We start from the raw sequence: 23,947 nt of genomic DNA, 5'->3' as shown, positions 1-23,947 counted from the left end.
GGTTAAATCGCATCTTCCGGTGCATTCAGATCGCGGCCCCGGGTTTCCGGTGCCACAAACGTGGTCAGGAAACCGATACCCGCCATCACGGCAAAATAGGTCGCAATTGGCCACCAGTGCCCGGTCCAGGCCAGCAGCGCGGAGGCCACCAGCGGTGCAGTTCCGCCGGAGAGGATCGACCCCAGCTCCTTCGCCGTGGCCATTTTGGTGTAGCGATGATGAACACCAAACATTTCCACCCCCCAGGCCGCCTGCACGCCAAAGATACCCAGCGATGCCAGCCCCATACCGGTGACGATGGTGGCAATCACAATGGCCGGCTCACGCGAGTCGAGCAGCATGAAGGCCGGGAACGCGTAGATAATCAGCAGCAGGCAGAAGCAGCGATAGGTGATGCGACGACCAAAGCGGTCGGACAGCCAGCCGGCCAGCGGGATGATCAGGAAGCCAAGCAGCGACGCAATAAACACCGCCGTAGTCGCCACGGATTTGTCCACTGCCAGCACTTTGACCACATAACCGATAATGAAGCCCTGGGCCAGATACGACGGGCCGTTTTCACCGATGCGCAGTCCGACCATGGTCAGGAAGGCACGGCTGCGACGCCAGAATCCACGGGTGTCCTGCACAGGCGGTTCGGCGGCCAGCACCTGCTCACGCTGCGCTTCCAGCTCGGCTTTTTTGCGTTCAAATACCGGCGTTTCCCGCAGATGACGGCGGATCCACAGCGCCACCAGCGCAATCAGCGAGCTGCACAGGAACGGAATACGCCAGCCCCACTCCTGCAGTGACTGCTGATCCAGCTGTACCACGGCCAGCCATACCAGAGAAGCCAGCAGCGTGCCGCTGTTTGAACCCAGGGCAATAATCGAAGAGACCAGACCGCGACGCTGCGCCGGGGCATATTCACCCAGCATCACCGTGCCGCCGGAGAGTTCTGCACCCGCACCAAAGCCCTGGCTGAAACGCAGCAGCACCAGACATGCCGGTGCCCATACGCCAATCGAGGCATAGCTGGGGATAAGACCAATCAGGGTGGTGGAGGCCCCCATCAGGATGATGGTTGAGACCATGACGACTTTCCGACCTTTACGGTCGCCCAGCCAGCCAAAGAACAGCGCCCCAATCGGGCGGGCAATAAAGCCCACTGACCAGGTGGCAAAGGTAGAAAGCAAGGCCATTGCCGGCGTGGCTTCAGGGAAGAAAACATCACCGAAAATAATACCGGCGGCCAGACCATACAGCGCAAAGTCGGCGTATTCCATTGCCGTGCCCAGCCAGCAGGACAGCGTCGCACGCCAGAAATCCTTGCGCCCTTCCGGGGTGGCTAAACGTTCATCTGCCGCCGAGTCGGCTGGCATTGCAGTATCCTGTGCAACGCGTTGAGGTGTAGACATGAAAAATTCCCTGATGTGAGGAGTTCTGTTCGGTACCGTCCCTGGCACGCACTCCTCCTGCGGAGGAAAATTCGCCAGTGAAGATGCCGTGTTAAAAAGCATGACGAAAGGTCGGTCTGCCCTCAATAAGGAGAGTGCCGGAAAACAGGTTGCCTCAGGAGGCCACTCTTTTTCCGGTCACCCGGACCTGGCGGGCAGTGAGGTTCCCTGGTGTTGGAACGCATCTATTCGCTTTGCGCCGACGGTCTAAAATTGACCAGTCGTATAAGTTACGCGAAACAAACATTGACCTTCAGGACGCTGATAACCATCAAGCACCGTGAATTTTCACTACACAGCTATTGTATCTACACGCGTAGATAAATCAAGGAAGCAAGAAGGTATTAATTAGATTTTCTTGACATTCAACCGGTAGGCGTCGTCAGAAAACCAAATAAAATCAATGAAATAATCAGCCTGAAAAATAGCCGATTTTTTTTCACCGTTCAAACATCGCGCAACCTTAAGACAAATGCGTATTAAGGCGCTGATTCAACGTTATAGCGCGTCAGTATTGCGCGCAGATGACAGGGTAAAGATTGAGCCGCTGTTTGTGTTTCGCCAGGGGGGTGGGTAAGCTGAAAACCGAACCCTCCAGGCGAAAAATAATGACCATTACTTTGATGCGCCACGGCAAACCCGACCACCACCTGCCCGGCCGCCGATCTGCGCTGGCGATGGCTGAGTGGTGTGAGGCTTACGATCTGGCCGAGATCTGCGACCTGCCGCCCGAACGCAGCCTGCGGCTGGCCGCGGAGGCGGCGGTGATCGTCACCAGTACGCTACCGCGCGCGCGCTCATCGCTGGCAAAACTGGGCAAATCCGCCAGCCATATCGATGAGCTGTACTGTGAGGTGGCAATGCCCGTCATGCCGCTGACTTTCCCCGCCCTGCCCCCTTTGTTCTGGCTGCCGGTGCTGCGGTGTATGTGGCTGTTTGGTTATGCCGGGAAAGTCGAATCCTGTACTCAGGCCAGGCAGCGGGCAATACTGGCCGCCGATCGGCTGATCGCGCTTTCCGCCGAGGGAAATGTGCTGCTGGTGGGGCACGGTATTATGAACAAGCTGATTGCGCGCAGGCTGCGGCACCTTGGCTGGCTGGGAGAAAAACACGCCAGCAGCCGCTACTGGAGCAGCGCAATCTATCATCCGCCGGTGATTTAGCCCCTCTCTGATGTGACTGACCCGGGTCGTGCAGGCCGTATGGGGGCAGTTCGGGAGAGATTACGGTTATTTTTCAATCAGTTCGCAAAAATGCTATTTTGCCTGGAAATGCAGCAGACGCGAGTTAAGCGCTGGATCGCGCCGCTGAGTTACATTATAATCCTGCGCCTCAGGCCCCATAGCTCAGTTGGTTAGAGCACGCGACTCATAATCGCTTGGTCGCTGGTTCAAGTCCAGCTGGGGCCACCAGATTTTACCTGTTCAATCAGGACACTAAGCCACTTCGAAAGGAGTGGCTTTTTTTATGCTTTGATTTCCCTACCCGGTTCTTATGCCACGGCTTGCCTCCCTCTTTGGGGAGGTGACGGATCACACAGTAAGTGATAGGATACCTATTCATTTATCTATTCATTTATCTATTCACTCAGTGATTCAACATTATGCCTGATCGCTTCGACACGATACGCCAGTTGCTCAGTCAGGGGCCAATGCAGGCACGGCAACTGATTGAAAAAATGAACATTAGCCAGCCAACACTGTCCCGCGCATTGAGGCAGATTGGTGACGATCTTGTTCGATTCGGGGCAGGTCCCTCTATTCAATATGCCCTACGCGATACCTGGCGCAGATTCAGCTCTGCGCCTGTTTACCGCATCACCGGTGAAGGGCGCGTTCAGCCTCTTGGCGAATTGATTCCGGTTCGCCCTGACGGGTTTGTCATGGTGCAAACCGACAATGTGGGCCTCCATAGCGACGGGCTGCCGTGGTGGCTGTTTGACATGCGACCGCAAGGATATCTCGGGCGTGCCTGGGCATCGACGCACGCGGTCGGGCTGGGCCTGGCGGCGAACCCAGAGCAATGGTCAGACGCGGATGTGGTCAGGGCGTTGCTCGCACAGGGCCATGATGCGATCGGCAACCTGCTGATAGGGGAGCAGGCACGGGATCGTTTCCTGGAGATGCCAGAACCCCACCCCGTTGATCGCGACACAACCTACCCCGCGCTGGCCGTGGCGGCGGGTGCGGGTGAGGCGCCAGGATCATCTGCGGGTGGTGAACAGCCGAAATTCTGTACCTATACAGAACGTGGCCATGTGTTAGTGAAATTCTCGGCCCCGGATGACAACCCGGTTAGCGAACGCTGGCGCGACCTCCTGCTGGCCGAACACCTGGCGCTGAAGGTGCTGGGTGTTAAAACAGAGGTGTTTGATTTTGCTGGACAGCGCTTCCTCGAGATCCCCCGATTCGATCGCATTGGCCAAATGGGCCGTGTCGGCGTCTTCTCGCTACGGGCACTGGATGCAGAGTTTGTCGGTAATGCCAGGGCTTCATGGCCAGCGCTGGTCAATAGCCTGATTACGGAGGGGCATGTCCATCCTGATGCCGCCGTCGACACCGCACGGCTTTGGGCATTCGGGGTCCTGATTGGCAATACCGATATGCACCACGGAAACCTGTCGTTCATCAGTCACCATGGTCGTCCATATCACCTCGCACCGGCCTATGACGTTCTGCCTATGGGGTTCGCACCCAAAGCGAGTGGCGCAATCGTGAACGAGCTTCGACCCGCGTCACTATCGGAAGTGATTAGCGGAGATACCTGGCGGGAAGCACTGGATCTGGCGGAGAACTTTTTTGCTATAGCCAGCAACTGCGATCGCTTTTCTGCCCGTTTCACCCCGTGCCTTGAAGCCTTACGCCGCCACCTTGACGAGGCCAGATCGCGTATCGCCCGCCTGGGATAAGAGGCGGGTTCAACGTTATTGAGCGGTTCATTTTTCCGCTCAAGCAACTTCAGTTTGCTACTCCACCCGCACCACCACCTTCCCCTTCGCTCGCCCGGTTTCGACATACGCCAGCGCCTCCCGGGTTTCGGCGAAGGGAAACACCCGGTCGATCACCGGCCGGATCGCCCCCGATTCCACCAGGGTGCCGATCTCAGCGAGCTGCTCGCCGCTGGCGCGCATAAAGACAAACGAATAGCGTATGCCGCGCCGTTTAGCCTGCCTCCGGATGCGGTAACTCAGCAGGCGCATCACCTGCTTCAGCCCCCAGGAGAGACCCTGTTCCGTGGCAAATGCCGGGGTTGGCGGACCGGAGATGGAGATCAGCTGGCCGCCGGGTTTCAGCACCTGCAGCGATTTTGCCAGCACATCAGCGCCCAGGCTGTTCAGCACCACGTCGTAATCGTGCAGCAGGGTAGAGAAATCCTGCGTTTTATAGTCGATCACCACATCCGCCCCCAGCGCTTTGACCCACGCCGCACTGGCGGCACTGGTGGTGGTCGCCACATACGCCCCCAGGTGTTTCGCCAGCTGAATGGCCACGGTGCCGACGCCACCGGACCCGGCGTGGATCAGCACCTTCTGCCCTTTTTTCAGTTTTGCCGTCTCTACCAGCACCTGCCAGGCGGTCAGGCTGACCAGCGGCAGGGAAGCAGCCTCTTCCATACTGAGACTGGCAGGTTTTAACGCCAGATCGCGCTCACTGACCGCAATATATTCAGCAAAGGTGCCCATACGTCGCGCGTCAGGCCGTGCATACACCTCGTCCCCGGGGCGGAAGCGCTGCACCTCCGCGCCGACCCGCACCACCACACCCGCGAGGTCGTTACCGAGGATCAGAGGCAGAGGATACGGCAGGATCATTTTGAATTCCCCCTGGCGAATTTTGGCGTCCAGCACGTTGATGCTGGCCGCCTTTACCTGCACCAGCACGTCGTCGCCGCGCAGCGCGGGCTCCGGCATCTCAGCTATTCGTCCGCCGTTTTGACGGCCATAACCGTCAATGATATACGCCTGCATAATCTGTCTCCCGCCATTGATTCAGTGCTGTGTCTGTTCGCCCCTGAGCCTTCAGGTGCGGCAGTGCAATAACGCCTCGCGCTAGGCCAGCTTCAGGTTTTTACGAATGCCCGCGTCCAGCACGCTGTCCGGCGCAAAATGACGTAACAACCGCAGCCGGGCAGCGGCCTTACCGGCGGTATAACGGCGTTGAGGCCTGGCGGCACGCGCGGCTTTCAGCACCACAGCGGCGACCACGGAGGGGGCGTCAGCGCTGGCCATCGCCTGACCGACCGCAAGGCTGACCGTCTCCCGCTCGCCGGCATACTCTGTCAGCAGCGCATCCGCCATCAGGTTATTCGCCTCAAACGGGGTGCGGATATAGGCCGGTTCGATGACCGACACCCGGATCCCCCGATTGCGCAGCTCATGATCGAGCGCTTCCGAGTACCCCGCCACCGCATGTTTACTGGCGACATACAGCGCCACGTACGGCACGGGAACCAGCCCGAGGATGGAGCCAATATTGATGATCCGCCCGCTGCCCTGCTGCCGCATATGGGGAACCACCGCACGGATCATCCGCACCATGCCAAAGAAATTGATATCAAACAGCGCCTGCGCCTGCAGCACAGAGCTCTCTTCCGCCCCCGCCGGGCTGAGGCCGACCCCGGCATTGTTCACCAGCAGGTCGATACGACCTTCACGCTGCATCAGCTCGCTGACGGCCTCTGCCACCGATGCCTCCCGGGTGACGTCCAGCGCCAGCATCGGCAGCGATCCGGGCGCAGTGTCGGCAGCGCGTCTGCTGGTGCCGTAGACGGCGTAACCGGCCTGCAACAGCGCCTCCGCCGTCGCTTTGCCTATACCGGACGACGCGCCGGTGACCAGTGCAACGGGTTTAGTGGATGTCATGGGCACGATCTCCGGTCAGGAGGGTGAACAGGCCGGTGTCGGGCTGTAAGCAGGTCAGTCTCATGGCGGCGCTCTCTTTAATCGGGTTTATAGATGATGATTATCATCATTGCCTTTTTAGATGATGTATGACATATATAATAAATGTCAACCAACATTTAAAAACAGCGAGGCATCTGCATGAAATACACCACGTTTGGCCGTAACACCGGTTTACGCGTCTCTGAGCTGGCGCTCGGTACCGGTAACTTTGGTACCGGCTGGGGCTATGGTTCGGAAAGGGAAGAAGCAAAGCAGGTCTTTGACGGCTACGCCGAAGCTGGCGGTAACTTTATTGATACCGCCGATGCCTATCAGTTTGGCCAGTCCGAACAGCTGGTCGGGGAGTTTATCGCCGCAGAGCGCGATCACTTTGTGGTCGCGACAAAATACACCCTGGGTGCCTCCCCCGCAGGCGGGATCTCACGCACCGGTAACAGCCGGAAGAATATGATCCAGTCGGTGGAGAGCAGCCTTAAGCGGCTGAAAACCGACCGTATCGATCTGCTGTGGGCGCACTTCGATGACCAGCTAACGCCGCTGGAGGAGATCGTGCGCGCGTTCGACGATCTGGTGCGGGCCGGTAAGATCCAGTATGCCGGATTATCAAACTTCCCCGCCTGGCGTGTAGCCCGTGCAGATACCCTCGCAGAGCTGCGCGGCTGGTCGCGCATTGCCGGGATCCAGGTGGAATACAGCCTGGTGCAGCGCACCGCCGAGCGCGATATGCTGCCGATGGCCGAAGCCCTGGGCATGGCGGCAACGCTGTGGTCACCGCTGGGTGGCGGTCTGCTTACCGGCAAGTATCGTCAGAGCAACGAAGGCCGACTGACCGGCTTCGGCGGGCGGCTGGTGCATACCGAGCAGGACACCACCCTGCTGGATACGGTGATTGCCATTGCCGGGGAGCTGCAGATCCTGCCGCTGCAGGTCGCCATCGCCTGGCTGCAGCATAAAGCCGCCCGCGCCAGCACCAGCCTGATCCCGATCCTGGGCTCACGTCACCTGGGGCAGTTAAACGATACCCTGCAGGCCCTGACGGTCAGACTGGAGGCGGCCCAGGTCGAACGGCTGGATGCCGTCAGCGCAATCCCGGCCGGCACGCCGCATGAGCAGATTGCCGGAACATTACCCTCGACCCGGGGCGGCATGGACCTGGCGTCAGGCTGGCCGCCGCGCGCCTGAGTCCGTGAGTGAAGTGGCATCACCGGTTGAGTCAGTGAGACGCATCCCCTAAGATGAGGCCCGGATAAAGCAGGAGAAGACAATGGCGCGGGTATCAAAACAGCAGATGGAACGTCACCGCGAGGAGATTATCAGCGTCTCCTCGGCGCTCTTTCGTGAGCGGGGTCTGAACGGCGTCAGCGTCAACGATCTGATGGCCGCCGCCGGGTTAACCCACGGCGGTTTTTATGGTCACTTTGACTCCAAAGACGATCTGGCGGCCATCGCCAGCCGCAAGGCCTTTGACGACTCGCGGGCGCGCTGGGAGGCGATGCCGGGCCAACGGGATCTGCACGCGCTGGTGGAACACTATCTCTCCCCTGACCACCGTGACGGCGTGCAGGGCGGCTGTGCGATCGCGGCGTTAGCCAGCGATATCGCCAGGGAAAGCCCGGATAAACCGGTGCGCAATGTCTGGCTTGAGGGCGTAAAAGGGATGCTGGCGATGCTGGAGTCGGTCTCTGACTGCGGGGATGAGGCGCAGCGCCGTCAGCAGGCTTTGATGCAGCTTGCGCTGCTGACCGGGGCACTGACGCTGGCCCGGGCCACGTCCGGGGACGGCCTGTCCGATGAATTCCTGACCGCCGCAAAAGCAGCATTGCTGGCAGAGAAGAAGATCTAGCGATCAAAAAAGGGAGTGGTTAACCAGATTGAAGGCGCGCTGACCGTCGGCCAGCAGGCGCTGATGGAACGCCAGCATGCTGTCAGGCGTCAGCGCCTGCAAGTCGGTGATACCGGGCGGAGAAATCATCTGTTGTGCCCGCAGCCAGCGATCGCGACTGGCTTCCAGCGCCCCGGTTGGCACCTGCTGCTGTTCCTTCAGCAAAGGCTGGCATGTTTCCCACAGCGCCTCCGGGCTGAGCGCCGCCAGCTCGGTATTCATCTGCACTAAAAAATGGTCAATACATGCCGCCAGCTCCGCCGTCGTCAGATGCGGGGATTGCAGTGCAAACAGGATACCCGATCGCCCCGCCGCCTGATAAAAACGACAGCTCACCACATAGCCAATATTCTGTTCCACGCGCAGGCGCTGGAAAAACAGCGGCTGATAAATCATCGCCAGCAGCTGCCAGGCGGCCAGGCACGCCGTACTCTCCTCCACCAGCGGGCAGAAGCGCAGCAGGGCGGCCTCCGGGCTGCGTGTTGCCACCCGGTATTCAGGCTGTGGTGGTAAAGCCTCAGGCAGCGCACGTCTCGCCGGGTTAATGGCCGCCGGAAAGGCACTCAGCAGGCAGGCGAGCTGCCGGTGCAGCTCGTGATCGCCGCCTTCCAGTACCGCACGCCAGGGGAGGTTGAGCGGCGTCTGGGCGTCTGCGGGAGGGTGCAGCGGCTGCAACTTTTCCGGCAGCGCACCGAGTAATGCCCGCACGGCAATATCATCGTGCAGCGCCTGACGCTGGCGCAGAAACTCCCGCTCTCCGCGTGCTATCACCCCAGGCGGAATAGCCGCCAGCAGCGCATTTAGCGATGCCAGCGTGCTGACCATCAGCCCCGCCTCACCCTGTAACTGGACAAGCCAGCGCCCCTGCGGGCAAACGATCGCCAGTTCGCCCCCGCGATGGGCGCAACCCGCCGCCAGCGCCCGCAGACGGGCCTGCACGATCTGCCCCCAGGGCGCTGGCAGGTTGCATTCAGGACTGAGCAGCAGCACAGCGGGCGATTCATCGCGGCGATGGTGGGCCAGCGTTGCCTGACGCGCAGGCAACGTGGGGATGGCAGGCGGCAGGGGTTGTGGGAAGAACACGAACGCCTCGCCTGAGGTATCAGGCTGTACCGGTGCCCGAACGCCCGGCTGGCAGGCCAGCATCCAGCCCTGCACCTCGAGCAGATCCAACGGGGTGCTGTCAGCAATCCACAGCCGTGATAAGGGCGCGGCAGAGAGCTGTGGGAACCGTATCGCGCCCTCGTCGTCCCCGGCCGGAGCAAAACCAAAGGCACGTTCGCGCAACTGATCCATCACCGGTAACTGCGCGAAGCGACGGCTGGCCAGCTGCGCGTAATGAGCGCGCTGCGCGGGCGTCAGTCGGGCCAGCTGTGCCAGCCAGCGATGGACGCACGCTTCAGCCCGATCGGCATCCCCGGCGTCCACCAGTACCAGTTCAAGCGTGATCACCGCCTGCTGTGCGCTGCGATACGGTAACAACAAGCGGGCAGCATCGCACAGTGCCTGCTCGCGCAGCGTGGCCATCAGGCTGCCCGCCGCTTCGTCCAGCAGCAGCTGGCGCAGCACTGTCAGCCCGCCGTCGATCCGCTGGTTCAGCAAAAAGGAGAGACGCAGGCGCGGCGCACCGGTCAGTTGCAGGGCGATATCACACTCAGCAGCAGGCGTTAATGCAGGCAAGGCGGGGGGAAGCACCACGCCCGCCGGGAAGGCTTCGGCGGCCTGCTGGGCCAGTGACCACAGCACCGCGATCGGCTGCGGTCCCTGCACCCACAGCGTCACCGTATCCGCATGGTAATAACGCTGATGGAACTGCTGCAGCGCCGCACGCAGCGCAGTGTGATCGTCGCCAAAGCCCGCTGCATGACCCGTCTGAAAGCGGTGCCACGGATGGGAAACGAAGGCTGTGCTCAGCGCCGCATCACACAGCGTGTCCTGATGGTCGGCCAGCAGGCGGCATTCGGCATCAATAGTCGCGACTTCCTGGCGGATCGCGCTGGCAGACAACAGCGGTGCCACCAGCATATCCGTCAGCCGGGGCAGCGCATCAGCCAGTTGCTCGGGGGCGCACTCGAAAAAGTACGCCGTGCTGCTGCCGAGCGTGGTGGCGTTCAGCCGTCCGCCGCGTGCGGGCAGCCAGGCCATCAGCCGCTGGTCATCCTGAAAAGCCTGGCTGCCGGCAAACAGCAGGTGCTCCAGCAGATGGGCCAGCCCCGGCCACGCGTCCGGTTCATGATGGCTGCCCACCTCCACCTGCAGCAGCGCGGCGGCGCGAGTGGCCTGCGGATCGTGGATCAGCTCAACCCGTAAACCGTTGCTTAAGCGTCGCTGCAGATGCTGCATCCGTTACCCTTTAAAGATCAGCTGAGCGTTGACCCGCTGTGAGTTCGCGCGGTTGCGGAACTGGAGCTGGCTCACCTGAATATTCGTGCAGTTGGCCTGCTCACGCGCCTCAAGGATCATACCGTGATGCTCTGATTTACTGCACACCGGGTCAGCATTATCCGCATTGCCGGTCAGCATAAAGGCCTGACAGCGGCAGCCGCCAAAGTCCTTCTCTTTTTCTGAACAGGAACGACAGGGTTCCGGCATCCAGTCAAAGCCGCGATAGCGGTTAAAGCCGAAAGAGTGAAACCAGATATCTTCCAGGCTCTGTTCCAGCACCGACGGAAACTGCACGGGCAGCTGGCGGGCGCTGTGGCAGGGCAGCGCCATGCCTTCCGGCGTGACGCTGAGAAAGATCGCCCCCCATCCGCCCATGCAGCCCTTAGGCCGCTCTTCGTAATAATCGGGCGTGACAAACAGCAGGTTAGCCAGGTTATCGCTGGCGGCCATTTTCTCGCGATAGCGATGCACCACCGCCTCCGCCCGCTCGATCTGCTCACGCGTGGGCAGCAGCCCTTCGCGGTTGAGCTGGGCCCAGCCGTAAAACTGGCAGGTGGCCAGTTCGACATCGTCCGCTTCCAGCTCAATACAGAGTTCGATGATACGGTCGATCTGGTCGATATTATGGCGGTGCAGCACGAAATTAAGCACCATCGGGTAACCGTGTGCCTTCACCGCCCGCGCCATCTCCAGCTTCTGCTGAAACGCTTTCTTTGACCCGGCCAGGGCCGCATTCAGCACTTCATCGCTGGCCTGGAAGCTGATCTGGATATGATCCAACCCGGCTTCCGCAAAGGCGTCGATCTTCTTCTGCGTCAGGCCGATGCCGGAGGTGACCAGATTGGTGTAAAAACCCAGATCGCGGGCGGCCTTGATCAGCTCAGGCAGATCCTTACGCACCAGCGGTTCCCCACCGGAGAAACCGATCTGCACTGCGCCCATCGCCCGCGCCTGTTTAAACACCTCGATCCACTGCGCGGTGGTCAGCTCTTTTTCCTGCTGCGCAAAGTCCAGCGGGTTAGAGCAGTACGGGCACTGCAGCGGACAGCGGTAGGTCAGCTCGGCCAGCAGCCAGAGCGGCGGTTTAACGGCAGGGTTAAGCGGGTTCACGGAAGATAATCCACTTCTGTTCACGGGCTGCCGCGAAGAACTCTTTCACGTCGTCATCCACGCCACCCGCTTCCGGGAAGCGCGTGTTCAGCGCCAGGATAATCTCTGACAGCGTACGTTGCCCATCGACCAGCTCGAGGATCATCGTTGCGCTGTCATTCAGTTTTGCCATGCCTTCCGGGTAGAGGATCACATGGCAGTTCTGCACTTCTTCCCACTGCAGGCGATAGCCACGGCGGAACATCGGGGTCGTTTGTTCATTGATCACAGCAGTTTTCCTCTGTGCCAGACCGCCTGGTCCGTCACGGTATGGTACGGCGGGCGGTTGAGGACGTAAGCCATGGTCATGGCGTCCAGCATGGTCCACAGGATATCGAGTTTGAACTGTAAAATTTCCAGCATCCGCTGCTGTTTTTCCACGGTATTACAGTATTCCAGCGCCAGCTGTAAACCATGCTCTACGTCGCGGCGCGCCTGGCTCAGACGGCCACGGAAATAACCGTATCCCTCTTCTTCAATCCAGGTGTAGTGCTGTGGCCAGCTGTCGAGCCGCGACTGGTGGATCTGCGGTGCAAACAGCTCGGTCAGCGAGCTACAGGCCGCTTCCTGCCACACCGCGCGGCGGGCAAAGTTAACGTAAGCATCCACGGCGAAACGCACGCCGGGTAAGACCATCCGCTCAGAAAGCAGCACATCACGCTCCAACCCTACGGCTTCCCCCAGCCGCAGCCAGGCTTCGATGCCGCCATCGCTGTCGCCCTGCCCGTCGTGGTCGAGAATGCGTTGCACCCACTTACGCCGCGTCAGCGGATCCGGGCAGTTCGCCATGATCGCCGCATCTTTCAGCGGGATGCGGGTCTGGTAATAAAAACGGTTCGCCACCCAGCCCTGGATCTGTTCACGTGTGGCCTCACCGTTATGCATGGCAATATGGAACGGATGGTGGATATGGTAAAAAGCACCGCGATCGCGCAGCGCCTGTTCAAACTGTTCCGGGGTCATCAGCGTCGGTTGGGTCATAGTTCAATACTCATGCCATCATAACTGACCTCAATGCCCCGCGCGGTCAGCGCCTGGCGCTCGGCAGAGGATTCATCAAGGATCGGGTTAGTGTTATTAATATGGATCAGGATCTTACGTTTTGCCGGCAGACGGCTCAGCACCGTCATCAGGCCCTGCTCTTCACCCAGCGCCAGGTGGCCCATATCGCGGCCCGTATTGCGTCCGACGCCGGTATTCGCCAGCTCGTTATCCTGCCACAGCGTGCCATCAATCAGCAGGCAGTCGGCCTGCGCCATTAACGCCAGCAGCGGCGCATCGGGCTCACCTAAGCCTGGCGCATACAGCAGCTTACTGCCGCTGGTGGTATTTTCGATCATCAGCGCTATGTTGTGGCCAGGGAGCGGTCGCCCGCGATACGGTGAATAGGGGGGCGCATTGCTAAGGATCGGGATCGCGGTAAAGGTTAACGCCGGGCAGACCGCCACAGAGAAAGGCTGCGCGGGCGCAATGGCGTGGTGGATCAGTCCGCCGTTCCAGTGCTTTAGCATGGTAAAGATCGGGAAGCCGCTGGTCAGATCCGCATGCACTTCCGGGGTACACCACACCGGATGCGGGCAACCTTCACGCAGGTTAAGTAAACCGGTGCAGTGGTCGATCTGGCTGTCGGTCAGAATGATCGATCCTATCGCCGTGCCGCGCAGCACGCCCTGCCTGTGCAGCTCCGGGTTGGCAGCAATCTGGTGGCAAATATCCGGCGAGGCATTACACAGCACCCAGTCGGTACCGTTATCACTGACGGCAATCGAGGACTGCGTCCGCGCGGTGGCGGGGATAGTGCCGTCACGTACGCCCTGGCAGTTGTGACAGTGACAGTTCCATTGTGGGAAACCACCGCCAGCCGCAGAGCCGAGAACTTTGATTTTCATGGGTCAACCAGCAGAAGAAATAAAAATGCCTGCTACAGCGCAGGCATCCACATGACTTACCTGAATAATTCGTGCTGTCGCAGTGACAGTGCGAAGTATGGAGATCAGGCATTAGCCTAAATAATTCGAGTTGCAGCAAGGCGGCAAGTGTGAGAATCCCCGGGAGCTTACTCAGGTAAGTGACCGGGGTGAGCACACGCAGCCAACGCAGTTGCAGCTTGAAGTATGACGGCGAATTAGCGGTTGGAGATGTACAGAGTCACTTCCAGGCCCAGACGCATATCGATAAAGGTCGGTTTAGTCCACATAGTCATTTCCTCAGGTGTTTAAAAAACGGCCGCACTGCATTCAGTGTCGGCAAATGATCGGCATGTTGTCAAATTACAGGAATTTGGCGGCACAGATGTTGCGCCTATGATAAATCGATATCAACCCTAAAATCTGCGCGGTTTATGCTGTTTTTGAACTATTTGGTTCAAAACTCAGATCTTATTCACCCCAGGTTTTTTTCAGTACCCGCAGCCAGTTGGTTCGACAGAGTTTAGCCAGCAGCGGTTCCCCGTAACCCGCTTCACGCAGCGCATCCAGCAGGCGCGGCAGCCCGGTCACATCCCCGATCTCGTTGGGCAGGTTGATGCCATCAAAGTCCGAGCCAAAAGCAACGCGGTCTTCCCCCAGCTTTTCCAGCAGATAGTCGAGGTGCTGCACCATCACACTGAGCGGCATATCGCCGTCACGTTTGCCGTCAGGGCGCAGAAACGCCGTACCGAAGTTCAGCCCCACCAGCCCGTCGCTTTCTGCAATAGCGGCCAGCTGGCTGTCGGTCAGATTGCGCGGTTGCGGGCATAAGGCGTGGACATTTGAGTGGCTGGCCACCAGCGGCGCTTCGCTCAGGCGCACCGTGTCCCAAAAGGCTTTTTCATTCATGTGTGACAGGTCGATCATCAGGCGGCGCTGATTGCAGGCGCGGATCAGACGCTCACCTGCCGCGGTCAGCCCGTCTCCGGTATCCGGTGAACCCGGGAAGCTGCCGCTGATCCCCGTACCAAAGCGGTTCGGCAGATTCCAGAAGGGCCCGATGCTGCGCAACCCGGCCTGCTGCCAGCTTTCCAGCTGGCTGAGATCCTCATCCAGCGCGTCTGCACCTTCCATATGCATCACCATCGCCAGCACGCCGTTTGCCATACACTGCTCGATGTCGCTGACGCGGCGGCAGATTTTCGCCTGGCCTGCCGACTGCGCCTCCAGCTGGTGCAGGATGGCGATCTGCTCTCCGGTGATGGTCAGCGCATCGAACGGCTCTGCCTGACGCGTGGGGAACTTCGCCACGTAATCCGCTGGCGGCACAAAAATCGCAAACAGACCGCCGGCAAAGCCGCCTTCGCGCATCCGCGTCAGGTCAAGATGGCCACTGAGGCGCTGATGCAGGAAAGCCTGCGCCGGATCCTGCGCATGGTGCAGCCAGAGATGCAATAACACATCGTTATGACCGTCAAAGAGGGGAGCGTTCGGAGAAGAGTTTGTCATGGTTGCGCCAGCGTTCGCCTGAGAAGCGGAACAGGATAGCGCAGTTTGGCTGAATGGGGGACAGGCAAAAACCAGGGCGGGCACGAACCCGCCGCTGGGGTTAGCTGCCAAGACGGCTGGTACGGGTTTTCACCGCTGCCGGTGGCGGCGTGGTGGCCTCCACCGGCCGGGCCACAATTCCGGTAATACTCTCCATCGATTTAAAGGTACAACTGCAGTTCAGATTCTGGCACTGGTGATAGCGTTCCTTGGTCTCACTGCTGAGGATCCGGCTGGAACGGGCATGGCTGTTATGCTGGCAAATCGGGCAAGGCATCATGGCTGACCTCCACTGGTCATCAGTTAAACTCACACATTGTGAATAAAACTAATTATATTCACTTTAAGTGAATCATCAAGTGGTTTTTTCACTTCCCGTGACATTATTCGGTTTAACGTCAATGTCCCAGGTTTCACCACCCACCGATTTTTCCAGGTTCACCGTTGTACGAAATCCATTATTATCAATCACATGATTCACTTTGATTATTGTCCACTGTTGGGCATCAATCATCGTTTTGAACCCGCTCAACCGTATCGGTGTTTCCGGTATCAACACTGGCATTCCCTGAGCAATCACAAAACTCATGCTCGCGGTCATCGCCTGGCGTTTCTTCCAGTCAGCCTTCGCGGCGTCCATCGCCTCTTCCTGGGTTTTAAATACCCCAGGTATCTGAGCATAACGTTCATAAAGCGGCTGCGGGATGTCCTGTCTGGCCGTGCCGGGAAAACGATCGGGTTGGTTTTCAGGGATGACTCGGAACACTCTCACCGTGCCACTGCTGGCTTTATCGAGCTGCATCCATTTGGCCTTAACGCCACTAAAATGCATCTGTGATACCACCTGATAATCATGCTTATCACCGTCTTTACGTGTGAGCAGGAGTTGTGGGATCGCCTGCCCACTGACGGTTTTGTTCGCCCCCCGTACCAGCATCAACACTTTGTCCTTCTTGATCGTGACCGTTGCACCATATTTTGTTGCCATAGTGGTCAGAAACTGCGCGTCGGTAAGACCACTCTGATCTTCATGATCAATCTCAATTGAGGCCAGTTCACCAGCAACTTCTGCCCCAAGTTCATTGCGTTTCGCAATCTGCAATACCATGGCCCCCAGCGTGGTCTTATCGTATGAATGGTTTCCCTTTTCCATTAACGAATCACTCAGATTGGCGCTGCGCCCGACCAGCTTCAACTGATCGGGAGCACCGCTGTGATGCAACTCATCAATAACAAAATCCCCTTTGCAGAACAGTGGCCTGCCCTGCCAGCCGATATACACCCGCAGGATAGCGCCACGCTGCGGCATCATGAGCCTGCCATCACTGTCATCCAGTAACAGCGTCAGTGCGTCAGCTTCTAAACCGCGAGCATCATCAATGGTCATACTCAGCAGGCGTGGCCGCAGGTTCTCAGTGATATCCAGATTATTAAGTTGAATCAGATAGTCAGGTGCCAACGGCGCACCGATATCCACCGGTAAACTGTTATTCATACGATGCTCCCTGCCAGGGTTGAGACCTGGGAACTCACATTGCCGTAAATTCGCTCCGCCTGCTGCTTGAGATCACCAAACATGGCACTTCTCGATTCATCGACTCGTTTCAGTTTTAGCGTAAAATTGATCCTCCGAGCCGTGCCGTTTTCCAGTAAGTCAGCATGCACACCGTTGATATTTTCAATGACAAACATGCCATAAAGAAATCCTTCACCATTGAGTAAAGGCCATGCCTGCCCCGCTTCTGCTATATCCATCAGCGCCGCCAACGCAGGAGCTCCCCCGGTGATTTCCGGGCGCAACTCACCCTGCAACGTGATGTTTTCTTCGCCGACACCCAGAAACTGTTGTGCCGGGCGAGTACCAATACGGCTGCCCGCTGCCCAACGATACGCACTTTCCTGCGTCATCGTCTGAAATGGCAAAGTGCGACGTTTAAAAATAAACATACCGAGTATCATCATCATGGTTTATTGCCCCCAGAAGCTGCTGCGTTGGTTGATAGCAGCACGCGCCTGCGTTTGCTGCTGATGGTTGTCGATCATCGTGCGAACCTCCGCTTCCCCCATACCTGTAGGAACGTTGATCACATAGCTGCTGTTAAAGGTGTTCTGCTGGCTGTTGCTGGTGCTGGTGCTGGACGCTGTAACGGGTTGATAGCGGGCACCGCCAAAGGCGACAGGTGCGGGAGTATCCGGCGCAGCGAAGTCTGCGCCCCCCAGGGCGACCGAGGGACGCTGTGCTGACGGATCGTCACTCAGCGAGGTTTCTGCATCGGCCGCTTTTTTATCGGCTAACCCAAGCTTTTCCAGCAGCCAGCTGACTTTTCCAGCGAGTGTACGTAAAATCGTCAGGGGCAAACTCAATCCATTTACCAAAGCCTCACCGACAAAACGTCCAAGATTCCCCAGCTGCTCCAGCTTCTGCGCCGTCATTTCAATCGGTGAGAAAAATGCCTTTATACTGTCAAAAGCACTGTCAATCTGCTTACCTGCCTCATCAAAAATGACCGTTAACGGTTTAAATGCGTCGAATAGTGGCGTCAGCACAGCGCTGATCCCTTCAACCACCCCGCCAAAGAACGCGCTGAGCGGCTCCCAGTACTGGTAAATCAACGCAGCAGCGCCGACGATAGCGGCAATGGCTATACCGACAGGCAACGTGATCGCCCCCAGCGCCGCAGCGATCGCCCCACCAGCAAAAGTAAACACGCTACTCAGGATCCCAGCGCCCGCCATCAACAGATTCAGGCCACTGAGTACTGGCACCACCACGGAACCGATCCCGCCGAGTGCGGCAATCAGCAGCCCGCCCCCCGCCACCAGTTGGGTGATCCCGCCCGCCAGCGTGGGGTTGTCCTGGATCCATTGATCAACGCCGGTTAATAGCCCGGTGGCGGTCTGCGTCAGGGAACGCAGCGTACCGTCCAGTTGGGTAAACACTGTCAGGCTGATGCTGTCGATCGCGGCATTAAGCTGGCCGATATCCCCCGCGAGGTTATCGGCGGCGGGCATGGCGATTGCGGACGGCGGGCGGACATCAGACGATGTTGCCGCCTCCTTTGGCGGCGCGCCCGACCGTGCCGTCATCACCTGATAGCCCGGCTGCAGCAGCTTCGCCCCCTGGCGCGCCACGCCCATCGCCTGGCTGCTGACCGCACCGATTTTATCCACCACGCCCTGCCCGGCCTGAAAGCGCTGCTGCACCTTGCCTTGCCCGAGCTGAAAGCGCTGTTGTGCTTTATTAAGGTTATTTCTGACACGCTGTGGGCGCTTTTGCGCCTCGGTCACGCGGATCACCTGCAGGCGTTCCCTGCTGGCGTCGAGTGCGGATTTACTGTTGCGCGTTGCTGCCCGGGTACGTTCGGCGCTGGCCCTCAGCGCCACGCGCTGCTGAAACATCGCAAGGCCGAGGGATTGGGTTTCCCCCGGCAGATCGTTTAAAAACAGGTTCGCCCGGATCACCGCTTTGCGCAGCCCATCCAGACCGAGGTTAATACTCATCACGACTCTCCACTCTGTGTACCGCTACGCACAATGGCCTTATGCCGCCAGTCGAGCAGTTCAGCCAGCGACATGGCGTTCATCTCCGACGGCGGCCAGTGAAAGATGGCGGCGATATCCGCCATCAGATCCTCTACCGTCAGGCCGTTGGGCCAGCGGACGTGTCCGGTTTCGCGGACAAAAAACCGATCACCCGTCCGCCCAGCTCAATCAGATCGACCGGGTCGAGATTGAGGCATTCCGATTTGGTCAGGTTCGGCAGCGTGATACGCGGCAGAACGGTGATCAACGCGTCGACGTCCGATCCGGCCAGATCGACCAGACGCGTACCGCGCAGCGTGCCGGCGTTGGGTTTAATCAGTTCCACGCTGTTAATCACGGTGTCGCCACGCACGATCGGCGTGACCAGCTGGAGGGTATTTTCTGCTTGTGACATAAGCGTTCCTTTACGGGTAAAGCGGGTCGGGTATGCCCGACTCCTGCGGGGTATGCAATTAGGGGCGGGTCTGCCCGCCCCCTGCGGTTACGTCATTACGGGACGGGTTACACCAGGCCGATGTTTTTACGGTGCCCGGCCAGGCGGTCGACACCATTCACTATCTCGACCATGTTCACAGTGTCGATTTCGATCAGCGGTTTACCGTTCCAGGTCAGCTTGTAATAGGTGCATTTGGTGGTGATTTTGGTTTCACTCTCCTCACCCTGCTTGCTTTCACCAAAATCGAACTGCTGATGCTTGCCGCGCAGTTCCACCTCGACTGCGATGGTCTCGTCGGTGTCGTCACGCTGGTAAGATCCCATAAAGCGCAGCGGCACCGTGGCCCCGCCCCACTGGGTAAGGATGCGATCGTCGAGTCCGGCAAGGGTCCATTCAAGATCCAGCGCATCGTCTTCCAGACCGTTATCAATGTGCGCCACGCCGTTCATACCGCCGCCGCGATAGGGATCCAGCTTGCGCGCCAGTTTCGGCAGCGTCAGCGAGGTCACCACGCCCTGGTAGCTGTTAGCATCGTTGAATAAATTCAGGTATTTCAGTTTCTTGGGCATTGCCATGGGGTTTTCTCCTTAGCGGTTCACAGAAGCGGCGAAGTTCGCCAGGTAGCTGTCGGTAATACGCTGACGCAGCGTCAGATCTTCCAGCGGCGGCACCGGGGTGTAGTCGTAGTCGATATACAGCTTGCCGGCTTTCAGGCTCTCCTGATTATTGGCGCTTTCGTCGTACCAGCAGTTAGCGCCCAGCAGGTAACCGGCGTTGATCAGCTCGCGGAATTTCGCGTTGATGCCGGCGATGATTTCGCGCACCAGCGTGGGCGTCAGCGGTTTGTCGTTGGCCCACATATGCGCATCGGCCATGGTGTCGGCAATCACCTGCGCCGAGCGGGTGTAGTTCTCGAAGGCGAACAGCGGGTCATCGCTACAGGTGCGGTTGCCCCAGAAGCGGAAGCCGTCTTTGCGGACCAGGGTGGTCACGCCGGCTTCGTTCAGCAGGTCGGCATCGGTACCGGTCTGCTGCAGATCCCAGAATACCGAGGCGTTAACGCCAGTGACGCCGTTAACGCCAACGTTGGACAGGGTCTTATGCCAGCCGGTGTCGTTGTCAATTTTGGCGCGCAGTCCAAGCGCCCGCGCCGTCGCCCAGGCGGTGTCGGCCTCGCTGGTAAGGGTGTTCCAGGCCACAAAATCTGGCCAGATCACCATCAGCTCGCGCTGGCTGAAGTTATCGCGATACTTGATGGCCTCAGTCAGGGTCTTGCAGCCGTAAGCCGAGATATAACCGAACGCACGCAGCTGCTGACACACCGAGGCCAGGGCGGTAGCGACCTCCAGCGAGTCCAGCCCCGGGGCGCCGAGGATACGCGGCTTAACGCCGAGGTCAGTCTGCGCACTCAGTAGCGCTTTCATCCCGGTATAACGCCCGTTCTCGTCAGTGCCGCCAATAATGTTGCTGGTCGTCTCAGCGGCGTCTTTACCTTCCGCTACGCGCACCACAACGGTCACCGGCTTACTCTGGTCGGCAATCGCACGCAGTGACTGTGCCAGGGTACCCTGGGTACCGGCTTTACCCAGCGCGGCCAGGACATCAGTGATCAATACCGCCGTATTCAGCGGGAAGGTGGTGGCATCGGCATCTTCTGCAGTACAGATCATGCCGACGATGGAAGTGGAAACCGCTGAGATACTGCGGGTTCCGTCATTCACTTCTACGACGCGTACGCCGTGGTGGTAATTTGCCATCTTTATTGCACTCCTTTGTTGGGGTGAGGTCATGATGACAAGAAATTAACGGGCGGGCATGCGATGGGCGTTGTGGGGAGAAGGGGACAACGCAACATTTAAAAAAGTTAATATAAACAGGTAGTTAGAAAGATAAAAAACCTGTTCAACGACGACAGAATGTTTTAAAAAACAAAAAAAAAGCGCCCCTGCCTGTCAGCAGAGGAGCTTTTCATTAAACGTGCGATAAGGCGGAAAACAGCGTACTACGCGCTGCGATACCAGCCCATTAACTTGATAAAACTGTTGGTAATGGCCAATGCCGCGCCCGACCCCGTACTGGCGGTGGTACCGGAAACGGTGTGGGTGTGGGCTCCGATACCAACGGTGTGTGAGTGAGCGCCAATAGCGACTGTGTGAATATGAGCACCGGCAGCAGTTGTTGTTTGAGTAATATAACTCGCATCCGTTGTACTAATGAATGAAAGCTGGGTTTTATTGCCTTCCTTATTCCGACCGCTAATCGTATGAGTATGTTCCCCTGTACTGTTGGTGCTTTTACTACCATAGTCAAACGTACTGGTCGGCTTAGTTCCATAATCAAACGAACTGGTGGTCCCCGAGAAGGTGTGGTTATGCGCGGGCAAATTCGCCACCGACAGGCTGACCGCATCCGCGCCACCGGTAGTAAAAGTATCGCTCCCGTCCGCTTTCGCCAGGCGAATGGTTCTGTTTTCACCGATATATTTCCACGTCGTGCCGGGGAATAACGTATTCGGGTTTTTATTCTGGGCAAACCAGGTGACGATCCCGACCGGATAGATCTCGTTCAGGACGTTGCGGTTAGCCAGATCGTATGCCGCTTTCACCGCTTTTGGCGTTGCGGCCTGCGTTTCACTGCTGCTGTTAATAGCGCTGCTCAGCATCACCATTCCCTTCGCCGCCAGCGTGGCATCAGGCTGAGTGCGGTTAGCCAGGTCGTAAGCCGCTTTCACCGCTTTTGGCGTCGCGGCCTGCGTTTCACTGCTGCTGTTGATAGCGCTGCTCAGCATCACCATTCCTTTCGCCGCCAGCGTGGCATCAGGATGATTACGGCTCTGCTCATGGCTGGCGATGCGCAGATTGACATACTCTTCGGTAGCAAAGATCAGGCTGTCATCCAGCGTCAGGGCAATCGCTTCACTGCTGCTGACCGCCAGTACCATACGCAGGGTCTGCGTTCGTCCCGAACCCTCCTCCAGCGCCGGCTTATAGGTCTCGGCCATATTACTTACCGCCAGCAGCGTGCCGTCTCCCGCCAGAAGGCCCAGCTCACGCATCCAGAACCCACCAGCGCTGGCCGGGATAATGGTTTCAACCACCAGCCAGTTTTTATGGCTGCTCTCCACCTTGACTGAATTGACAGCCTGACGGTACACCTCATGCACCAGTCCGGTCTGCCCCGGCAACGGCGTGGTCGGCTGGCCGCTGCCGTCACCGACTACCATGGTTTTGATATCGACCTGAGTACCACCCTGCATCGCTGCGGCGATGCGCGCCTGTCCTGCCGTGGTCACGACAGATTTAAATTTTAACGCCATGTAAAACCTCTCACGCGGGGAAAATCGTTACCGTTTCAGCGTCATACTGAACGGCACCTGTCCAGACAATGCCCTGAATATCCTGGGTGATCGTCAGGGCGGTTAAATGACGGCTGACGGCTTTTGCATCCGCAATCAGCCGCTCCATCTCGTTAAACATCGCTTCATCAATACCCGACTCCAGCACGCCAATTTCCAGGCGAAACGTGCCCGGCGGCTCCTGGTTCTGCCACCATTCGGTGATGTTGATGACATACCCCAGCGGCTCGACCACGCGCCGGATCGCGGCGATGGTGCCCTTACGGCGGTGAACGAACTGTGCGGACGCCACCACGGCACGCTTTGTCTCCTCCGGCCAGGTCTGATCCCAGCGGTCAACGGACCAGGCCCAGGCCAGATAGGGCAACAGCGCGACCGGACAGGTCTGCGGGTTCCACAGGGTGCGCAGCGGCACCGGTAACTGCTGAAGATGGGCGCAGGCTTCGGCGGCAGCCACCTCCAGTGGCGACGATCCGGCGGGCAGCAGGCGGTTACTCATCGGAGCCTCCCACGCGGATCCGGTGGCCGGTACACCAGCCCGCCTGGGTTTTATCCAGCACCACGTCGTGCGCGGGCTGAGTCAGCTCCACTCGCTGTACCCCTTCAACGTGCAGCGCAGCAAACAGCGCCGACTGGCGGATATCGCGCCCCAGACGGCTCTGTGCGGTGACAAAGGCAGCCAGCCGCGCTTCTGCCGCCGCGCGGATGGGTTCCGCTTCCGGGCCGGGATAGAGGTACAGCGTGGCATCCACGCTGTACTCCACGATAGCCGCCGACTGCACGCTGACGCGGTCAGCGACCGGGCGGACATTTTCATCATTCAGCGCGATATTGACCGCCGCCAGCACCTCCGCACTGGCCTCGCCACGACCTTCGCGCGACAGCACGGTGATCAGCACTTCTGCCGGGGCCGGGCTGGTCGCACTGACATCAGCCACCCGCCCGTCAGCGCTGCGGGCGTGGTACTCATACGCCCCACCCGGACCGGCTACGCTCAGCCCCTCAAAAGCCTGAGCGATACGCAGACGGAAATCGTCGTCGCTCTCAAGCAACGCGGGAACCGGGGGGCGGGTACTGTTATCTGCGTGCCTCAGGACCAGACGGGTCACGCCATTGTTGATACCGAGCTGGTCGAGATCGCTTCCCGTCGCGAAGGCCACCATCGTGGCTTTCGCGGCTTCGTTGATCCGCTGCCGCAGGATCAGTTCGCGATAGGCATTCTCCTCCAGCAGCTTAACAATGGGCTCGGACTCCAGTTCAAGAGTGCGGGCGATGACCGCCTGCTGATCGGCCGGATAGAGCGCAATCAGACGGGTTTTACGCGCCTGAAGCAGGGTTTCAAAATCCAGCGCTTCGACGATGTTCGGCGCAGGTAACTGACTTAAATCAATGGTGGCCATAGT

At 58.9% G+C, this 23,947-nt stretch carries 25 protein-coding genes, 1 tRNA gene and 2 pseudogenes; 5 read left to right on the top strand and 23 right to left on the bottom strand.

The features are described from left to right. Positions 1-2: 2 nt before the first annotated feature. On the bottom strand, positions 3-1,397 hold the full coding sequence (locus ACZ3HG_RS18410) for an MFS transporter (RefSeq protein WP_191934251.1): 1,395 nt from the start codon (positions 1,395-1,397) through the stop codon (positions 3-5). 647 nt (positions 1,398-2,044) lie between these two features. Here ACZ3HG_RS18410 and ACZ3HG_RS18405 point away from each other — a divergent pair. The 3 genes from ACZ3HG_RS18405 (at position 2,045) to yjjJ (ending at position 4,344) form a co-directional block, all read left to right on the top strand. Continuing rightward, entirely contained in the window at positions 2,045-2,599 is a 555-nt protein-coding gene (locus ACZ3HG_RS18405; protein WP_191934252.1) for a histidine phosphatase family protein, read from the top strand. Between the two features lie 172 nt (positions 2,600-2,771). Next, positions 2,772-2,848, top strand: a tRNA-Ile gene (locus tag ACZ3HG_RS18400). Between the two features lie 191 nt (positions 2,849-3,039). Next, a complete protein-coding gene (yjjJ, locus tag ACZ3HG_RS18395; RefSeq protein ID WP_465333745.1) occupies positions 3,040-4,344 on the top strand; it encodes a type II toxin-antitoxin system HipA family toxin YjjJ in 1,305 nt (434 codons plus the stop codon). Between the two features lie 57 nt (positions 4,345-4,401). Here yjjJ and ACZ3HG_RS18390 read toward each other — a convergent pair whose 3' ends face one another. Together ACZ3HG_RS18390 and ACZ3HG_RS18385 are read right to left on the bottom strand one after the other, a co-directional pair. Continuing rightward, entirely contained in the window at positions 4,402-5,403 is a 1,002-nt protein-coding gene (locus ACZ3HG_RS18390) for an NADP-dependent oxidoreductase (protein ID WP_465333743.1), read from the bottom strand. 81 nt (positions 5,404-5,484) lie between these two features. Beyond that, a complete protein-coding gene (locus ACZ3HG_RS18385; RefSeq protein WP_191936108.1) occupies positions 5,485-6,297 on the bottom strand; it encodes an oxidoreductase in 813 nt (270 codons plus the stop codon). A 180-nt stretch (positions 6,298-6,477) separates the two neighbouring features. Between ACZ3HG_RS18385 and ACZ3HG_RS18380 the strand changes: the two genes are divergently transcribed. After that, complete coding sequence (locus ACZ3HG_RS18380; protein WP_191934255.1) at positions 6,478-7,521, top strand: aldo/keto reductase; 1,044 nt, start codon at positions 6,478-6,480, stop codon at positions 7,519-7,521. Positions 7,522-7,603: 82 nt separating this feature from the next. Then, positions 7,604-8,182, top strand: coding sequence for a TetR/AcrR family transcriptional regulator (locus ACZ3HG_RS18375; protein WP_255851113.1), 579 nt, complete (start codon positions 7,604-7,606; stop codon positions 8,180-8,182). A gap of 3 nt (positions 8,183-8,185) precedes the next feature. Here the strand turns inward: ACZ3HG_RS18375 and pqqF are convergent, their stop codons facing one another. From pqqF to ACZ3HG_RS18275, 20 genes and pseudogenes are all read right to left on the bottom strand, one after another. Further along, positions 8,186-10,564, bottom strand: a complete 2,379-nt coding sequence (gene pqqF, locus ACZ3HG_RS18370; protein WP_465333741.1) for a pyrroloquinoline quinone biosynthesis protein PqqF — start codon at positions 10,562-10,564, stop codon at positions 8,186-8,188. 3 nt (positions 10,565-10,567) lie between these two features. Then, positions 10,568-11,716, bottom strand: a complete 1,149-nt coding sequence (gene pqqE / locus ACZ3HG_RS18365; protein WP_465333739.1) for a pyrroloquinoline quinone biosynthesis protein PqqE — start codon at positions 11,714-11,716, stop codon at positions 10,568-10,570. Further along, entirely contained in the window at positions 11,703-11,960 is a 258-nt protein-coding gene (pqqD, locus tag ACZ3HG_RS18360) for a pyrroloquinoline quinone biosynthesis peptide chaperone PqqD (RefSeq protein WP_194710742.1), read from the bottom strand. The genes pqqE and pqqD overlap by 14 nt, the downstream gene beginning before the upstream one ends. A 20-nt stretch (positions 11,961-11,980) precedes the next feature. Beyond that, positions 11,981-12,736: a pyrroloquinoline-quinone synthase PqqC gene (gene pqqC / locus ACZ3HG_RS18355; RefSeq protein WP_465333737.1), complete on the bottom strand. Its 756-nt coding sequence runs from the start codon at positions 12,734-12,736 to the stop codon at positions 11,981-11,983. Next, the gene (gene pqqB, locus ACZ3HG_RS18350; RefSeq protein ID WP_062745446.1) at positions 12,733-13,644 is read right to left on the bottom strand and encodes a pyrroloquinoline quinone biosynthesis protein PqqB; all 912 of its coding nucleotides are present in this window, start codon (positions 13,642-13,644) and stop codon (positions 12,733-12,735) included. The genes pqqC and pqqB overlap by 4 nt, the downstream gene beginning before the upstream one ends. 236 nt (positions 13,645-13,880) lie before the next feature. After that, a complete protein-coding gene (pqqA, locus tag ACZ3HG_RS18345; protein WP_072166356.1) occupies positions 13,881-13,952 on the bottom strand; it encodes a pyrroloquinoline quinone precursor peptide PqqA in 72 nt (23 codons plus the stop codon). Between the two features lie 181 nt (positions 13,953-14,133). Further along, entirely contained in the window at positions 14,134-15,171 is a 1,038-nt protein-coding gene (locus tag ACZ3HG_RS18340) for a dipeptidase (RefSeq protein WP_465333735.1), read from the bottom strand. 100 nt (positions 15,172-15,271) lie between these two features. After that, entirely contained in the window at positions 15,272-15,490 is a 219-nt protein-coding gene (locus ACZ3HG_RS18335) for an ogr/Delta-like zinc finger family protein (protein WP_062745453.1), read from the bottom strand. Between the two features lie 75 nt (positions 15,491-15,565). Next, the gene (locus ACZ3HG_RS18330; RefSeq protein WP_465333733.1) at positions 15,566-16,705 is read right to left on the bottom strand and encodes a contractile injection system protein, VgrG/Pvc8 family; all 1,140 of its coding nucleotides are present in this window, start codon (positions 16,703-16,705) and stop codon (positions 15,566-15,568) included. Further along, positions 16,702-17,175, bottom strand: a complete 474-nt coding sequence (locus tag ACZ3HG_RS18325; protein ID WP_465333731.1) for a phage tail protein — start codon at positions 17,173-17,175, stop codon at positions 16,702-16,704. Before ACZ3HG_RS18325 ends, ACZ3HG_RS18330 begins: the two co-directional genes overlap by 4 nt. A 3-nt stretch (positions 17,176-17,178) precedes the next feature. After that, a complete protein-coding gene (locus ACZ3HG_RS18320; protein WP_465333729.1) occupies positions 17,179-18,711 on the bottom strand; it encodes a phage tail tape measure protein in 1,533 nt (510 codons plus the stop codon). After that, positions 18,711-18,836, bottom strand: coding sequence for a GpE family phage tail protein (locus ACZ3HG_RS18315; RefSeq protein WP_062745465.1), 126 nt, complete (start codon positions 18,834-18,836; stop codon positions 18,711-18,713). Before ACZ3HG_RS18315 ends, ACZ3HG_RS18320 begins: the two co-directional genes overlap by 1 nt. A gap of 14 nt (positions 18,837-18,850) precedes the next feature. After that, the gene (locus tag ACZ3HG_RS18310; RefSeq protein ID WP_062745467.1) at positions 18,851-19,147 is read right to left on the bottom strand and encodes a phage tail assembly protein; all 297 of its coding nucleotides are present in this window, start codon (positions 19,145-19,147) and stop codon (positions 18,851-18,853) included. 107 nt (positions 19,148-19,254) lie between these two features. Then, complete coding sequence (locus tag ACZ3HG_RS18305) at positions 19,255-19,764, bottom strand: phage major tail tube protein (RefSeq protein WP_062745469.1); 510 nt, start codon at positions 19,762-19,764, stop codon at positions 19,255-19,257. Between the two features lie 12 nt (positions 19,765-19,776). Beyond that, positions 19,777-20,946, bottom strand: a complete 1,170-nt coding sequence (locus ACZ3HG_RS18300; RefSeq protein WP_465333727.1) for a phage tail sheath protein — start codon at positions 20,944-20,946, stop codon at positions 19,777-19,779. 245 nt (positions 20,947-21,191) lie between these two features. Next, complete coding sequence (locus tag ACZ3HG_RS18295) at positions 21,192-21,332, bottom strand: hypothetical protein (RefSeq protein WP_465333760.1); 141 nt, start codon at positions 21,330-21,332, stop codon at positions 21,192-21,194. Positions 21,333-21,419: 87 nt separating this feature from the next. Then, a pseudogene (locus tag ACZ3HG_RS18290) lies at positions 21,420-21,698 on the bottom strand (phage baseplate protein); the annotation flags it as partial. 69 nt (positions 21,699-21,767) lie between these two features. Continuing rightward, positions 21,768-22,505 (bottom strand): annotated as a pseudogene (locus tag ACZ3HG_RS18285) (phage tail protein); the annotation flags it as partial. 10 nt (positions 22,506-22,515) lie between these two features. Then, complete coding sequence (locus ACZ3HG_RS18280; protein ID WP_465333725.1) at positions 22,516-23,043, bottom strand: phage tail protein I; 528 nt, start codon at positions 23,041-23,043, stop codon at positions 22,516-22,518. Further along, entirely contained in the window at positions 23,036-23,944 is a 909-nt protein-coding gene (locus ACZ3HG_RS18275) for a baseplate assembly protein (protein ID WP_465333723.1), read from the bottom strand. The genes ACZ3HG_RS18280 and ACZ3HG_RS18275 overlap by 8 nt, the downstream gene beginning before the upstream one ends. Between the last annotated feature and the right edge of the window lie 3 nt (positions 23,945-23,947).

It is taken from the genome of Erwinia sp. PME.40.26/001 (genome assembly GCF_055556675.1).
Note: the sequence above shows the minus strand (reverse complement) of the source record. Positions and strands in the feature narration are given on the sequence as shown.